Consider the following 13,788-nt stretch of genomic DNA (forward strand, 5'->3'; position numbering starts at 1 on the left):
TCAGGTCCGGACCGGAGCCCGGTTCAGGACTGCAGTTCCGGGCGATTGGCGAACAGCTCCAGTGCCTCCGGATTGGCCAGTGCCTCCTTGTTTTTAACCGGCCGGTTATGCACCACTTCCCGCACCGCCAGTTCGACAATTTTGCCGCTCTTGGTACGTGGAATCTGGTCAACCTGAACAACCCGGGCCGGCACATGGCGGGGCGTTGTGTTAGCACGGATCTGCTTCTTGATCTTGTCAATCAGTGCTTCATCCAGGGTCAATCCATCGCGCAGATGGACGAATAATACCACCCGCACGTCGCCTTCCCACTCCTGGCCAATTACCAGGCTCTCGATAACTTCATCAAGTTTCTCCACCTGACGGTATATCTCGGCTGTGCCAATCCGCACGCCACCGGGATTGAGGACCGCATCCGAGCGGCCGTAGATGATGATGCCGTCCTGGGCGGTCAGTTCCACATAGTCCCCATGGCACCAGACGTTGGGGAAACGGTCGAAGTAGGCGCTGTGGTATTTCTCACCGGTGGGATCGTTCCAGAAACCGATCGGCATGGAGGTGAAGGGAGCGGTACAGACCAGTTCCCCCTTCTCTTCACGGACCGGCTGTCCGTCGTCGTTCCATACTTCCACCCGCATGCCCAGCCCCCGGCACTGCAATTCGCCCCGGTAGACCGGCAACACCGGATTGCCCAGGGCGAAACAGGAGATGATATCGGTGCCACCGGAGATGGAGGAGAGACAGATATCCTGTTTGATCTGTTCATAGACAAAGTCAAACGCCTCCGGCACCAGCGGTGAGCCGGTGGAGCAGAGGGTGCGCACAGTGGAGAGATCATGGGTTTCGCGCGGTTTCAGCCCGGCCTTGTTGATCGCGTCGATGAACTTGGCCGAAGTGCCGAACTGGGTCATCTTCTCCGCGTCGGCATAATCGAACAGTACATTGCCATCCGGATAGAAGGGTGAGCCATCATACAGCAGCAGGGTGGCCTCTGCGGCCAGTCCCGAGACCAGCCAGTTCCACATCATCCAGCCACAGGTAGTGAAATAGAAGGTCCGGTCCCCCGGTTTTACATCGGTGTGCAGCCGATGCTCCTTGAGATGCTGCAGCAGGGTACCGCCGGCGCCGTGCACAATACACTTGGGCACGCCGGTAGTACCGGAGGAGAACATGATATAGAGCGGATGATCGAACGGCAGCTGGCGGAAATTGATCTCCTGTGCGCTGTAGCCGTCCGTGAATTGGGCCAGTGAAATGGCGCCCGGGATGGACTCCAGCGGGAATGTTTCCCGGGTATAGGGGATCACCACCACATGCTCAATACTGGGGATGCGCTGGCGGATCTCGGCGACCTTTTCCAGGCTGTCATGGGTTTTGCCGTTGTAGTAGTAACCGTCAGTGGTGAACAGCAGTTTGGGTTCAATCTGGCCAAAACGATCCACTACGCCATTGACCCCGAAATCGGGTGAGCAGGAGGACCAGGTGGCCCCAAGGCTGCTGACGGCCAGCATGGCAATAATGGTCTCCGGCATATTGGGCAGATAGGCGGCCACCCGGTCACCTTCACCAATACCGGCGGCCTCCAGTGCCTGAACCAGGCGGGACACCTGGTCATAGAGCTCCTGGTGGCTGACGCGACGCTGCACCTTGTCTTCCCCACGGAACACCAGCGCATCGCTGTCATCCCGGCGCCGCAGCAGATTCTGGGCATAGTTGAGTTTCGCCTGGGGGAACCAGCGGGCACCGGGCATTTTGTCGCCGTTCTCCAGCACCACATCCCCTCGGGTTTCGGCGATAACACCGCTCTCTTCCCAGATGGCACTCCAGAACGCTTCGGGCTGATCAATCGACCACTGGTAGAGTTGGGTGTAGTCGGTCAGCTCAGTACCGTACTTCTGGTTGATAAAGTGGCGGAATCGGGTGACGTTCGCCTGTTCAATCTGTTCGGGGCGGGGTTGCCAGAGCTTTTTTGCCATTAAATTCTCCACCGGTGGATATGATCTTATAGTTTTAAGCAGTCACGAAGAATAGCACTGATCGGGTAAAAAATTAAAATCGTCCCAACCGGATTCAGGGTAAGGGAGTGGGACGGTTAAGGATTCTTCTCGCTAGGCTGCCGGATGGGCGATCCGGCCTGATCGTGGCTCGAGCAGCCGGAGAATTTTTCATCCGATCCCTTGGTTGTGTCCGGTATCGGATCTGCACCACGGGGCCGCTAACAGTTAAACCATTTCCGGCTGGTGCTCCGGCCTGGCCCGGTTAAATGCTTCCAGTTGCAGACAGGCCTGCTCAATCTGCACTATACGGGGATAGGGGGTCAGGTCCAGTGCGAAACGGCGTGCGTTGTACACCTGGGGTACCAGGCAGATATCGGCTAGGGTGACCTGGTCACCGAAACAGAATTTTCCTTTGGCAGCCTGAGCAGCCAGCAGCTGCTCCATGGGGCGGAAACCTTCGTGGATCCAGTGGTGATACCAGGTCTGCTTCTGCTCCTCGCTGACTCCCAGCTCCCGGGTAAGATACTGGAGTATTCTCAGGTTATTAACCGGATGGATATCAGAGACTACCATCTGGGCCAGAGCCCGTACCCTGGACCGTTGCCGGGCATCGCCCGGTAACAGGGGAGGTTCAGGCACTGTTTCATCCAGGTATTCACAGATCGCCAGTGACTGCTGCAGCACCCCGTCATCCAGGGCCAATGCCGGGACCAGCCCCTGGGGATTGACCGTCCGGTACTCCGCACCACCATCTTCACCGGTCAACAGATTGACCGGTATCTGCTGGTAATCGAGTCCCTTCAGGTTGAGCGCGATACGTACCCGATAGGCGGCTGTGGAGCGGTAGTAATCATAGAGTTTCATCATGTCGGAATCCCGCTTCTGGTTGCCCCTTACGACGCCTGGTACTGCTCCACCTGCTGGTCGATGTCACCGAAGATATTGTTACCCGCCGGATCCTCCATACGGATGCGAATGGTGTCGCCGAAGCCCATGAAGGGGGTGGTCGGTTTGCCGTTGTTGATCGTCTCGATCATGCGCACTTCAGCGATGCAGGAGTAGCCGACTCCACCGTCGGCGATGGCCGAGCCCCATTCTGTGTTCTGTTTGTTGGAGACCGTGCCGGATCCGATAATGGTACCGGCACCCAGGGGGCGGGTCTTGGCGGCATGGGCAATCAGCTGAGGAAAGTTAAAGGTCATGTCCACCCCTGCGTTGGCCTTGCCGAACGGCTGGCCGTTATAGTCCACCAGCAACGGCAGGCTGACCCGCCCATCCTGCCAATGGTCGCCCAGTTCGTCCGGTGTGACGGCCACCGGTGAGAAAGCGCTGGAGGGCTTGGACTGGAAGAAGCCGAACCCCTTGGCCAGTTCCGCCGGAATCAGTCCGCGCAGGGAGACATCGTTGACCAGCATCAGCAGGCGGATCTGTCCGGCCGCCTGTTCGATGCTGCAGCCCATGGGCACATCCCCGGTGACCACGGCCACCTCGCCTTCGAAGTCAATTCCCCAGGTGGTATCGGCGATGCGGATCGGCTCCCTTGGTCCCAGGAAACTGTCCGAGCCGCCCTGGTACATCAACGGATCGTGCCAGAAGCTCTCCGGGATCTCCGCCCCGCGGGCCTTGCGTACCAACTCCACGTGGTTCACATAGGCGCTGCCGTCGGCCCATTGATAGGCCCGGGGCAGGGGAGAGGCGAGCTGTTCCATCTCCAGTCGGAAGGCATCAGGGCGATCGCCGCTATTCAGCTCCCGATAGCGCTGTTGCAGCGCCGCTTCGCAGTCTGCCCAGTCATCCAGGGCCGCCTGTAGGGTCGGGGCGATATCGTTGGCCGGCACCGCCTGACCGAGGTCCTTGGAGACCACCAGCAGCAGGCCATCGCGCCCCTGTTTCATTGAAGCCAGTTTCATCACTGTTTTCCTTTCTGTTTTGCCTGTATGGAGGCTGTTGTGCGGATCGGAATTACTCTTTGAACTCTTTTTCGTGCAACCAGGAGGCGTGAGTAACGACCTTTTTGGTTTTGCTCCACTCTTCCAGCATAGCGGGTGCGATATCGTGCAACTCCTGCAACATGGCCGGGGTGGCAGTCACGGTGGTCAGTTCCAGACGGTGACCGTTGGGATCGAAGAAGTAGATCGACTTGATGATCTCATGGTTGGTGGGTCCCACCACCGCGACCCCGTTCGCCTCCAACTGCGCCTTGGCCTCCAACAGGGCAGCTTCATCCTCAACCTGGAAGGCGATGTGCTGCACCCAGTCCGGGGTGTTGGGGTCCTTACCCATGGGGGGCGAGTTCGGCACCTCGAAAAAGGCCAGGATATTGCCCATCCCGGCATCCAGGAACAGGTGCATGTAGGGATCTGGCTCCTTGGTTGAGGGGACCTTGTCTTCCGAGATGGCCAGCAGAAAATCCATGTTGAGATTCTTGGTGTAGAACTCCACGGTCTCTTTGGCATCCTTACAGCGGTACGCAACATGATGGATCTGTTTGATTTCCACGGGTAGCTCCTGTCGAGTGGACGGTAGGGCGAGATTCTGAAGGTCAGTTCAACCCGTCGGCGGCGATTCTCAGCGCTTCTTCGAGTGCTTCCTGGTCACCGATCTGGTTGGCCAGCAGCAGGATCAGCTTGGCGTTGGCCAGTTGACTCTGCTCTTCATTCAGATCCCGGTGCATAGCCACCAGGGCGTTGTAAAAATCATCCGGGTGGGTGAGTGCCGGTTGTACATTCAGTTTTTGTGGGGCGATCATCTGTCTATCTCCTCCTTCAGGTGCGACTGATGGCTCTGTTCAGGGCCGCGTCGATCTTATCTTTATCCAGGTTGCGCCAACGTCCGGCGACATGCTGATCAGGACGGAACAGATAGAAGGTACCGGGCCGGCCATCAAAGCGTTGTTTCAGGATCCCTTTTGTATCCTTCACCGGCATCACCGCTGTCGGGCGGCTGCCATCGGGATCGAGTCCGGCCACCAGTATGGAACAGGGGATGTCGCTGTTTTCCGTCAGGGCACTGAGGATCGCCTGCTCCTCAGCATTCAGGCTGCCTTCCATCTGGCTGAAGTAGAGTCCGTTAAAGCGGTTGTTGGCGATCAATTGAAGAAACCAGTCACCGGTATTGACCGGGGCGTCGGTACTGGGAGTGCCCGGCGCCATGTTGCTGTCAAAATTCGCTTCATCCGGGGTGTTGAGCGTGGAGTCACGATACACCGCAGGTATGGAGAGCCGACCGCTGTTGACCATGGTGCGGGCAAATGGATACTGCTCCGCCAGCAACAGGGTGGCGTCACGGAAAATTCGGCTCACTTCGCTCTTGGGGGTGATGAAATCGGTGCTGCGGGTCGAGTTACGCAGATTCTCGTCCGCTGCTGGAATGCGCTCTTCATCGTATGTGTCGAGCAGTCTCGCGGGCGCTTTGCCATCCAGTACCAGTTTCATTTTCCACAACAGGTTGTCGGTGTCCTGAAAACCGCTGTTGGCACCCCGGGCACCGAAAGGAGAGACCTGGTGGGCCGCATCGCCGGCAAAGAATACCCGGCCATGGCGGAATTTCTCCATACGGCGGCACTGGAAGGTGTAGACCGAAGTCCACTCCAGTTCGAAGCGGGCCTCCTCACCGAGCATCGCCTTGAGACGGGGAATGACTTTTTCCGGTTTTTTCTCCTCTTCCGGGTCGGCGTCCCAGCCAAGCTGGAAGTCGATGCGCCAGACGTTGTCCGCCTGTCGATGCAGCAGTGTGGAGCCACCCTTGTGAAAAGGGGGATCAAACCAGAACCAGCGCTCAGGGGGAAAGTCGGTCTCCATCACTACGTCGGCAATCAGAAAGCGATCCTGGAAAACCTTGCCGCTGCTCTCCAGACCCATCATTTTACGAATACCGCTGTTGGCGCCATCGGCCACTATCAGGTAATCACAGGTCAGCGTGTATTCGCCCTCGGGGGTCTCGATACGGATTTCCACCCGGTCATCGGACTGCTTTACCGCAATGACCCGGCTCTTCCAGCGCAGGTCGACCTGCTCCAGTTGCTCGATGCGATCCACCATGAACTCTTCAAGGTAGTACTGCTGCAGATTAATAAATGCCGGCCGGTGGTGATCCGACTCCGGTAACAGGTTGAACGAGTAGACCTGGTCGTCACGAAAAAACACCTTGCCCAGGTTCCAGGTGATCCCCTTGTCCACCATGGGCTGGCCACAACCGAGCCGGTCGAGAATCTCCAGGGCCCGCTTGGCATAACAGACTGCCCGGGAGCCGATGCTGACGGTATTGTTGTCATCCAGGATCACGGTCTGGATGCCCTGTGCCGCAGCGTCCAGACCTGCTGCCATACCAACCGGGCCGGCCCCCACCACGATTATCGGGTGATGGACCGGAGTGGCGGCATCCTGATCGGTTGAGTGTACGAACGGGTAAACCGGGTTCTGATGGGTCTGCAACATGATTGAACAATCCTCCTCTCATCGTGGCTTTGCGCCTTTTTTATATTTTGCTGGCTGTTGCCTTTTTGTTTCGGGTCAGAGGGCGTCCTGCAGGGCGTGCCACATCTCAGTATCCCGCTCGGCGGTCCAGATACGGGGGTCCCGGAACTCGCCGGCTTCATCGTAGGCGCGGGTGATATCGAACGGCAGGCAGTGGTCGAAGATGACCCAGTCGCCAAACTGGGGCTGCAGTACTTTGTAAGTCTCGGTGTATATTTCGTTCAGCTGCTTCCCTTCGGCCCGGCCCTTTTTGACACTCTCAAACATCTGGGTCAGGAAGTCCTGTGTGCCACTGATGGCGGCTTCAACGGTCTCTGGCGTGGTGAGTGCATCGCCACGCCCCGGCACCAACTTCTCAGCCCCCAGGGCGCGCACATTGGCCAGGGTCTGAGGCCAGTCGGTCAGATAGGCGTCGCCGGTATAGGGTGTGGCGCCGTACTCCACCAGGTCACCGCTGAACAGAATTTTTTCATCCGGCAGCCAGGCTACGATATCGCCTTTGGTGTGGCCCCGGCCCAGGTGCAGCAGCTCGACCCGGCGTTTACCCATCCAGAGCGTCATGCCGGTTTTGAACGTGATGGTCGGCCAGGTCAGGCCGGGCACCGATTCAACACCCTGGAACAGGCGCGGGAAACGGCCAACTTCGGAATCAAAATCAAACTGACCCCGTTCCACGATCAGGTCATAGGTGGCTTCGCTGGAGATGATGTGATCGGCACCATAGGCCGATGCACCCATCACACGCACCGCATGATAGTGTGATAACACCACGTATTTAATCGGTTTGTCGGTGACCTCACGAATGCGCCTGATAACATCCTGCGCCATCTTCGGTGTGGCCTGGGTGTCGATCACCATGACTCCGTCATCACCAATGATGATACCGGTATTGGGATCGCCCTCCGCAGTATAGGCGTAGACACCTTCTGCCAGCTTATCGAATGAAACTGTTTTCTCTTCGAGATCAGCCTGTGATGCGAATTTCTTGCTCATTGAGGTTCCTTGTGTCGGTGTGGGTTAACGACCCTGAGTTATCGTCAACGTTAAATCCTGACAAATATCAGTTGAGGTAAATATAGTTGCAAAAGTAACTAATAGCAAATTTTACAAAACCAGGAAAATCAGCGGGAGAGTCACCTGTTTAGGAAAAGTACAGATAATATCCACTATTTACAGATGGGTTATTGGCGTTGTCGGATGGGGAGTGTGACGAAAGGGCAGATAATCCTTTATGTCACCATGAACGAATCTGACGGCTCTGGGGTACTTCCCGCCAATAGCAGGGCAGCCCGTATGCTGTCTGGTTGTACCAGTGGAAATGCCAGATTCGACTGATCAATCTGGTGCAATGCTGCAAAGGGCGCGCTGAATAGCTTTGCCGGGATGGTGAAGGGCGCCTGTTGCGCCCATCCCTTATATAACTCGAGTATTTGGGCAGCGGTTTGTTAAGAGGTTGTACAAAACCGTACAGAAAAGATGGTGTTTAGTGACCATGTCTAGTCAGTAGCGCAGAGTTCCCGCGCACGGGTTTCCAGTTTGCTCAATAACCGGTCAAATTCCGCTATCTCATTCTCGTTGAACGGTGCAAGCAACTTCTTTTCACGTTCCAGGGCCAGCGGCACTATCTGTTGATAGACCTTCATGCCCTTGGCGGCCAGGCGCAGTTGGGATTTGCGTCGATCTTTCTTGTCGGTCTTGCGCAGCACGCGACCGGACTTGGTCAGGCTGGAGACGGCCCGGCTTACCTGCACTTTGTCCATGTTGGTACGTTCACAGATCTCATTGGCGGATAGCGGCTGATAATTTCCCAGTACCGCGATGACCCGCCACTCCATGATGCTGATGTTAAAGCGTTCCGAGTAGATGGTGGCAATGCTGCTGGAGACAAAGTTGCTGAGCACCGACAGACGATAAGGTATGAAGCTCTCCAACTCTACCCGCGGTTCTTCACTGTTTGTTGTCATTTCGTTATCAGCCAAGGTGTTGCTCCAGGGTACAAAAGGGAACGAGAAAGCGCCGTTTGGCATCTGTTTCGGCCTCCACCACCGTCGGTCGCCAGTGCATCGGTCGCAGAGAGCCAGAGTGTGGCCGCATTGTAAGCCAACTCTGCGTAAGCTGGCCAGATTGCCGGTAGGTTGGGTTTCACGGAAATCGACATTTTTTACCCCGCTGGAACCGCGCGTTACAATTGTTTACGGGATCGTTATACAGAATGTCGATCCGGAGCCTGCAGTTTTACCCAACCCGGTTGAGGATCATGACAGATAAACGCATCCGATGGATCATGCACGTGGACATGGATGCCTTTTATGCCTCGGTAGAGCAGCGTGACCACCCGGAGTATCGTGGTCTGCCCGTGGTGGTGGGCGCCCAACCGGGCCGGCGTGGCGTGGTCTCTACCTGCTCCTACGAGGCCCGGGTGTTCGGGATCCGTTCTGCGATGCCCATTTCCGATGCCTATCGACGCTGCCCGGATGCGGTTTACCTGCGTCCGGACATGCCCCGTTACGTGGAGGTATCACGCCAGGTGCTGGAGGTGTTGGCGGATATCTCACCGGTTATTGAGCAGGTTTCAGTGGATGAGGCCTATCTGGATATTACCGGTCTTGAGCGTCTGTACGGGCCTCCCCGTTCCATCGGAGAACGGGTCAAGGAGCGGGTCCGGGAACGGACCGGTCTGAACTGCTCGGTAGGTATCGGCCCCAATCGATTGATCGCCAAGCTGGCTTCCGATTATGACAAACCGGATGGGTTGACGATTGTGGACGTGAACGAAGTAGAGCGGTTTCTGGACCCCATGCCGGTTTCCAATCTGCGCGGGGTTGGCCCCCGTAATCTGAAGACGATGGCGCGCCTGGGAATAAAAACCGTGCAACAGTTGCGGGCCCTGCCACTGGATCAGCTTAACAGTTATTTCGGTGACAGCATGGGGGAGAGTCTCTATCGTCAGGCTCGAGGTGTTTCATCTGACCGGGTAGGTGAACAGTCGGGGCGTCAGTCACTCTCCAAAGAGACCACGTTCAACGAGGACATCACTGACCAGGAGCAGCTCAGGGCCACGCTGCGGGGACTGGCCGCTGAAGTGGGGCGTAGCCTGCGCCAGGCGGGCCTGAAGGGTAACGTGGTGACGCTTAAGCTGCGCCTGAGTGGATTTGAAACCCATACCCGGCAGCGTCGCTTGTCATCGCCGGGCAACGCCGACGCCACGCTGTTCCGGGTGGCTTGGGAGCTGTTCCAGTCCTCAGCTTTTGTCCGTCGACCGGTCCGCTTGATCGGCCTGGGGGTGTCGGACTGGAGTGATGGAGCCCATACCAATCTGGATCTGTTCGACGCGGTTGAAGACGATGAGCGTCAGGAGCGTCTCTACTCCATGTTGGACAAGGCAACCGAGCGCTTTGGCAACGGCAAGTTGTCACTCGGTGCCCCGCTGGGGAAAAACAGGAAATAGTATCTGCGGTTTATTGAGACGATTTGCTCAGTGGCGGATGATCGGCGACCGGCAGCAGCCCATCTCCGGAGTCGGTAGCCAGCTGGCGGGAGAGGGCGCTTGCTGTAATCTGCCATTCACCTCGCTGTTGCACTGTCGGTTCCACCCCACTGAACAGGGCGTAGCTGTAGCGGCTGTAGTGGGGGAGTTTACGGGCCAGGCCGATGAGGGCGGCCGGGTTGTCAGTGGTGATATAGCCCAGGGTCTGGGGATTTTCCGGGTTACGGGACAGGGTGAGTGCCAGGGTGCCTGATTGCGCTGTCATTTTCTGTTGTGCCAACAGGGGGTTAAACAGATGAGCGAAGCGATTTTCCCTGCCGAGAATCCACAGGGCGCCGTCCTCCGGTAGCTGGTCGATCGCGCTGTCCTCAAGCAGGGTCAGACCGGGTTGTCGCTGCTGCCACGCTGCTATCAGTCGCCGGTAGGCCTGCCGGGTATCATCATCTGCGCCTGCAGGGAGTACGGCGAACAGCCGTTTCGCCCCGAACAGTTGTCCCAGACTGCTGGGAGTTTCGCTGGGATCCAGTCGTCTGAACAGATCAAACAGAGGATCGGCGCTGATACGTAACGGGCGTTGGTCGGCCTCAATCACCAATGTGGCGCTCCGTTTGTCCATCTCCAGGGTGTAGGGTACCGCCGCTTTCTGATCGGCAAAATGGATAAACAGCGGGATTCTCAGCCAGAATGGCGCCTCTGCCTGGGTCTGTTCGACCCGCACTTCCAGACGGTATCCCTTCTCTGTCCGGGTTGTCTCGGCGGCGGCAAGTTTTAAGGTCGGTGCACCGGTCCGGGTCAGCCATTGTCGGAAGAAACGGGTCAGGTCTTTTCCGGAGATCGATTCGAAGGTCGCCTGCAACTGGGGGAATCCGGCCAGCTTGAACTGATAGGTGCGATAGAACTCCCGCAAGCCCTGGATAAACTGCTGATCACCCAGTTCCATGCGCAACATATGGAATAGCATCAGGGCCTTGCCGTAGCCGACCGATTGGCTGATCTGACCATGATTGCCACGGAATTGGGTCAGGGGAAAGTCATCCTGGGTTGCTACATAGTCGGCATATTTCTGCAGGGTGCTCCTGCGGTATCCGGCGCCATTTCCCTGCTGTTCTTTCAACAGATGGTCCGCCAGGTAGGTGGTCAACCCCTCACTCCAGTTGCCGGATGATGCGTCCACATAGACGCCGTTACCCCACCAGTTGTGCAGAATCTCATGGGGGTAGGAGCTGTGGACAATGAACGGTAACCGGATCACCCGGGGTCCCAGCAGTGTAAAGGAGGGCATGCCGTAGCCACTCTCCCAGAAGTTCTCTACCAGGGCGAACTTGGTGTAGGGGTAAGGGCCGAGCAACTTTTCATACAGAGCTAGATACTCCCCGGTGGCATCCAGATAGCGGCGGGCCAGGTCAGGATTAGGTTGACGCAGGTAGACCTCGGCCAGGTGGCCTGATGCGGGCTGCTGATAATAGTGGTAGGGGTAGGCGATCAGATAGATCTCCTCCTGGGGATGGGGCATTCGCCAGCCCTCAGATCGGGGGATGTGGCTGCCCTGGCTGACCGATTTCCAGCCTGTTGGCAGTTTCACCTGCAGTACAAATTCAATGGGTGAATTGCCGGTCCACGGGTACCAATAACTGCTGCCTGACAGAAAAACGCCGTTGGAGGAGATCTGTCCGGGGGTGAAATGGTGACTATTGCCAGATTCGCCGTTTGGAGTAACCGGATGGTTGATGGTACCAACGTAGTTAATGGAAAAAGTTTTCCTGGGTTGGGAAGAGCGGACCAGATAACGACGCACCGGTACCGGTCCCTGTTGCAGCTCAAGCGTGATCAGTTTGGCATCTTCGTCAAGCAGGGTCGGTCTCAGGGCTGCATGGAGCAGGAAGCCAATCTCCTGTTCGGCAACCGGCAGGGTTAGCAAATCGGTTACGTTAAGCAGCCCCTGGTCGGGTTGGATCTCAACCTGCAACTGGTGGTGGATCGGGCCTTGCCCACTATCCGGAAAGGCCGGCGCAGTGCAAAACAGCAGCAGAAGGAGTACGAGCTGTCTGATAAGATGATCCTGGCGAGGTGCAAAGAGGGGATGTGTGGGAAACTTGTAACGCAATTTCTCTACCCTGGTTGAATCAATCTGAAAGTTTCATGTCTGACACGCGTGTCTTGCTGTTTAAGAGATCTGACTTATGTTTATAACACGATATTCCCGCTATCTTCCGTTGATTTTAGTTTTGTTGTTTCTCGCCTCTTGTGGAAATGCGGCCATACAGCAGCGCGGCGTTGTTATGCATGAGCCCCATCCCGATAAACAGCCGGACCAGCAGAGCGATGGAATCCCGACCAAGGCGACTGTGCTGGATCTGCGGCAGGCCATGGGGCTGGAACAGCTGATCCCCATTCTCGTCAACCGGCCAGTGGTCTATGTGGGGGAATCCCACGATAACTACGCCCACCACCAGGCCCAGTTGGCGGTTATTGATGCGCTGCATGAATCGGGAGCGGATCTGGCCATCGGTATGGAGATGTTTCAGCAGCCATTCCAGCAATATCTGGATGACTATGTTGCCGGAAGAATAACCGAAGCGGAGATGCTGAAAAAGACCGAATGGTACGACCGCTGGGTCTATGACTACCGCTTGTACCAACCCATTCTGGAGTATGCGAAAAGCAAGAGTATTCCGGTGATCGCGTTGAATGTGCCGCGTGAGGTTACCCGGCGGGTATCGGAGGTCGGGCTGGATGGATTGAATGAAGAAGAGCGCAGCCAGGTTCCTGTGGAGATCGATAACTCTGATCAGGCGTATAGGGAGCGGTTAAAAAAGATTTTCAATCAGCACGGTAAAGAGATCAGTTCAGATTTCGAGCGCTTTTTACAGGTGCAGTTGGTCTGGGACGAGGGCATGGCCGCCAGGGCCGCCGATTACCTCCAGGCCCACCCGGATAAACAGATGGTGGTGCTGGCCGGCAGTGGTCACCTGATGCACAGGTCTGGTATTCCCAACCGGGTACAGCGGCGTCATCCGGTCTCCTCGGCGGTGGTGCTGCCGGGTGGTAACCTGCGGGTTGTTCCCGGTGTTGCTGATTTTATGCTGTTCCCCGAACAGGCCGAGTTACCGCCGGCTGCGGTACTGGGCATCTATATGGAGCAGGCGGAGAGCGGGGTGTTGGTGAGCAAGGTGGTAAAGCAGAGTGCCGCCGATCTGGGTGGTGTGGAGCCTGATGACATTATTCTGGCATTTGACGGGGAGCAGGTGACATCGCCAAACGACCTGCGTATACAACTGCTCAGGAAAAAACCGGGGGACGAAGCAGAGCTGACACTGTTGCGTCGGAGAGTACTACTGGGCGAGAAACAGCTGGATGTGAAATTGATTCTGGGGCAATAGCAATAGGGCCTAAGACCACCTGACCACCCGATAACCGGGGCCATAAAACAGCTGCAAAGCCAAATGATTCACCGGAAGCGCTTGATACGCTTCCGGTGAACGGCGATCGGTAACTTAGACGATGGTTACGTTTTCAGCCTGTGGGCCTTTCTGGCCCTGCGTAACTTCAAAAGTGACTTTCTGCCCTTCGGTCAGTGTGCGCCGACCAGTGCCATTAATTGCACGGAAGTGGACGAAAACATCAGAGCCGCCTTCGCGCTCAATGAAACCAAATCCCTTGTCATCGTTAAACCATTTAACGACACCGGTAACTAAATCAGACATATAACCCTCGTACTTATGAACAGTGCCAATTTCTATTGGCATTACAAAAAACACTGGCCCTAAACTTCTATTGGTATACTGCCGGTGTGTGATCTTGCGACCACCTATCTTTTCAGATAGATGGA

At 56.7% G+C, this 13,788-nt stretch carries 12 protein-coding genes; 2 read left to right on the forward strand and 10 right to left on the reverse strand.

The genetic code is table 11. The annotated features are described in order from the left end of the window. Positions 1-23: 23 nt before the first annotated feature. The 8 genes from AAY24_RS02855 to AAY24_RS02890 all read right to left on the reverse strand — a co-directional run bounded on the left by AAY24_RS02855 (position 24) and on the right by AAY24_RS02890 (position 8,451). Positions 24-1,976, reverse strand: coding sequence for an acetoacetate--CoA ligase (locus AAY24_RS02855; protein ID WP_046858398.1), 1,953 nt, complete (start codon positions 1,974-1,976; stop codon positions 24-26). A gap of 246 nt (positions 1,977-2,222) precedes the next feature. Continuing rightward, positions 2,223-2,864: a maleylacetoacetate isomerase gene (gene maiA, locus AAY24_RS02860; protein WP_046858399.1), complete on the reverse strand. Its 642-nt coding sequence runs from the start codon at positions 2,862-2,864 to the stop codon at positions 2,223-2,225. Positions 2,865-2,890: 26 nt separating this feature from the next. Next, entirely contained in the window at positions 2,891-3,907 is a 1,017-nt protein-coding gene (locus tag AAY24_RS02865; protein ID WP_046858400.1) for a fumarylacetoacetate hydrolase family protein, read from the reverse strand. Positions 3,908-3,959: 52 nt separating this feature from the next. Further along, complete coding sequence (locus AAY24_RS02870; protein WP_046858401.1) at positions 3,960-4,496, reverse strand: VOC family protein; 537 nt, start codon at positions 4,494-4,496, stop codon at positions 3,960-3,962. A 43-nt stretch (positions 4,497-4,539) separates the two neighbouring features. After that, positions 4,540-4,746, reverse strand: coding sequence for a DUF2783 domain-containing protein (locus AAY24_RS02875; protein WP_046858402.1), 207 nt, complete (start codon positions 4,744-4,746; stop codon positions 4,540-4,542). A gap of 16 nt (positions 4,747-4,762) precedes the next feature. Further along, positions 4,763-6,433 carry an FAD-dependent oxidoreductase gene (locus tag AAY24_RS02880; RefSeq protein ID WP_046858403.1) on the reverse strand — a complete coding sequence of 557 codons (1,671 nt, stop codon included), beginning with the start codon at positions 6,431-6,433 and terminating at the stop codon, positions 4,763-4,765. Positions 6,434-6,508: 75 nt separating this feature from the next. After that, positions 6,509-7,465: an MBL fold metallo-hydrolase gene (locus AAY24_RS02885; RefSeq protein WP_046858404.1), complete on the reverse strand. Its 957-nt coding sequence runs from the start codon at positions 7,463-7,465 to the stop codon at positions 6,509-6,511. Positions 7,466-7,968: 503 nt separating this feature from the next. Next, complete coding sequence (locus AAY24_RS02890) at positions 7,969-8,451, reverse strand: MarR family winged helix-turn-helix transcriptional regulator (protein WP_234422231.1); 483 nt, start codon at positions 8,449-8,451, stop codon at positions 7,969-7,971. A gap of 278 nt (positions 8,452-8,729) precedes the next feature. On the opposite strand from AAY24_RS02890, the gene dinB reads away from it, so the two are divergent. Continuing rightward, entirely contained in the window at positions 8,730-9,920 is a 1,191-nt protein-coding gene (dinB, locus tag AAY24_RS02895) for a DNA polymerase IV (protein WP_046858406.1), read from the forward strand. Between the two features lie 10 nt (positions 9,921-9,930). Here dinB and AAY24_RS02900 read toward each other — a convergent pair whose 3' ends face one another. Next, positions 9,931-11,925, reverse strand: a complete 1,995-nt coding sequence (locus AAY24_RS02900; RefSeq protein WP_199930476.1) for a M1 family metallopeptidase — start codon at positions 11,923-11,925, stop codon at positions 9,931-9,933. Positions 11,926-12,238: 313 nt separating this feature from the next. Here AAY24_RS02900 and AAY24_RS02905 point away from each other — a divergent pair, with 313 nt between their 5' ends. Then, positions 12,239-13,339, forward strand: a complete 1,101-nt coding sequence (locus AAY24_RS02905; protein ID WP_052761024.1) for a ChaN family lipoprotein — start codon at positions 12,239-12,241, stop codon at positions 13,337-13,339. Between the two features lie 114 nt (positions 13,340-13,453). Here AAY24_RS02905 and AAY24_RS02910 read toward each other — a convergent pair whose 3' ends face one another. Beyond that, positions 13,454-13,663 carry a cold-shock protein gene (locus AAY24_RS02910; RefSeq protein ID WP_046860967.1) on the reverse strand — a complete coding sequence of 70 codons (210 nt, stop codon included), beginning with the start codon at positions 13,661-13,663 and terminating at the stop codon, positions 13,454-13,456. Between the last annotated feature and the right edge of the window lie 125 nt (positions 13,664-13,788).

Source organism: Sedimenticola thiotaurini (assembly GCF_001007875.1).
GTDB classification, from domain to species: domain Bacteria; phylum Pseudomonadota; class Gammaproteobacteria; order Chromatiales; family Chromatiaceae; genus Sedimenticola; species Sedimenticola thiotaurini.

Coding starts and splice junctions, on each gene's coding strand:
- AAY24_RS02855 (WP_046858398.1), bottom strand. CDS start 1,976: ATGGCAAAAAAGCTCTGGCAACCCCGCCCCGAACAGATTGAACAGGCG.
- maiA (WP_046858399.1), bottom strand. CDS start 2,864: ATGATGAAACTCTATGATTACTACCGCTCCACAGCCGCCTATCGGGTA.
- AAY24_RS02865 (WP_046858400.1), bottom strand. CDS start 3,907: ATGAAACTGGCTTCAATGAAACAGGGGCGCGATGGCCTGCTGCTGGTG.
- AAY24_RS02875 (WP_046858402.1), bottom strand. CDS start 4,746: ATGATCGCCCCACAAAAACTGAATGTACAACCGGCACTCACCCACCCG.
- AAY24_RS02880 (WP_046858403.1), bottom strand. CDS start 6,433: ATGTTGCAGACCCATCAGAACCCGGTTTACCCGTTCGTACACTCAACC.
- AAY24_RS02885 (WP_046858404.1), bottom strand. CDS start 7,465: ATGAGCAAGAAATTCGCATCACAGGCTGATCTCGAAGAGAAAACAGTT.
- dinB (WP_046858406.1), top strand. CDS start 8,730: ATGACAGATAAACGCATCCGATGGATCATGCACGTGGACATGGATGCC.
- AAY24_RS02905 (WP_052761024.1), top strand. CDS start 12,239: ATGCATGAGCCCCATCCCGATAAACAGCCGGACCAGCAGAGCGATGGA.
- AAY24_RS02910 (WP_046860967.1), bottom strand. CDS start 13,663: ATGTCTGATTTAGTTACCGGTGTCGTTAAATGGTTTAACGATGACAAG.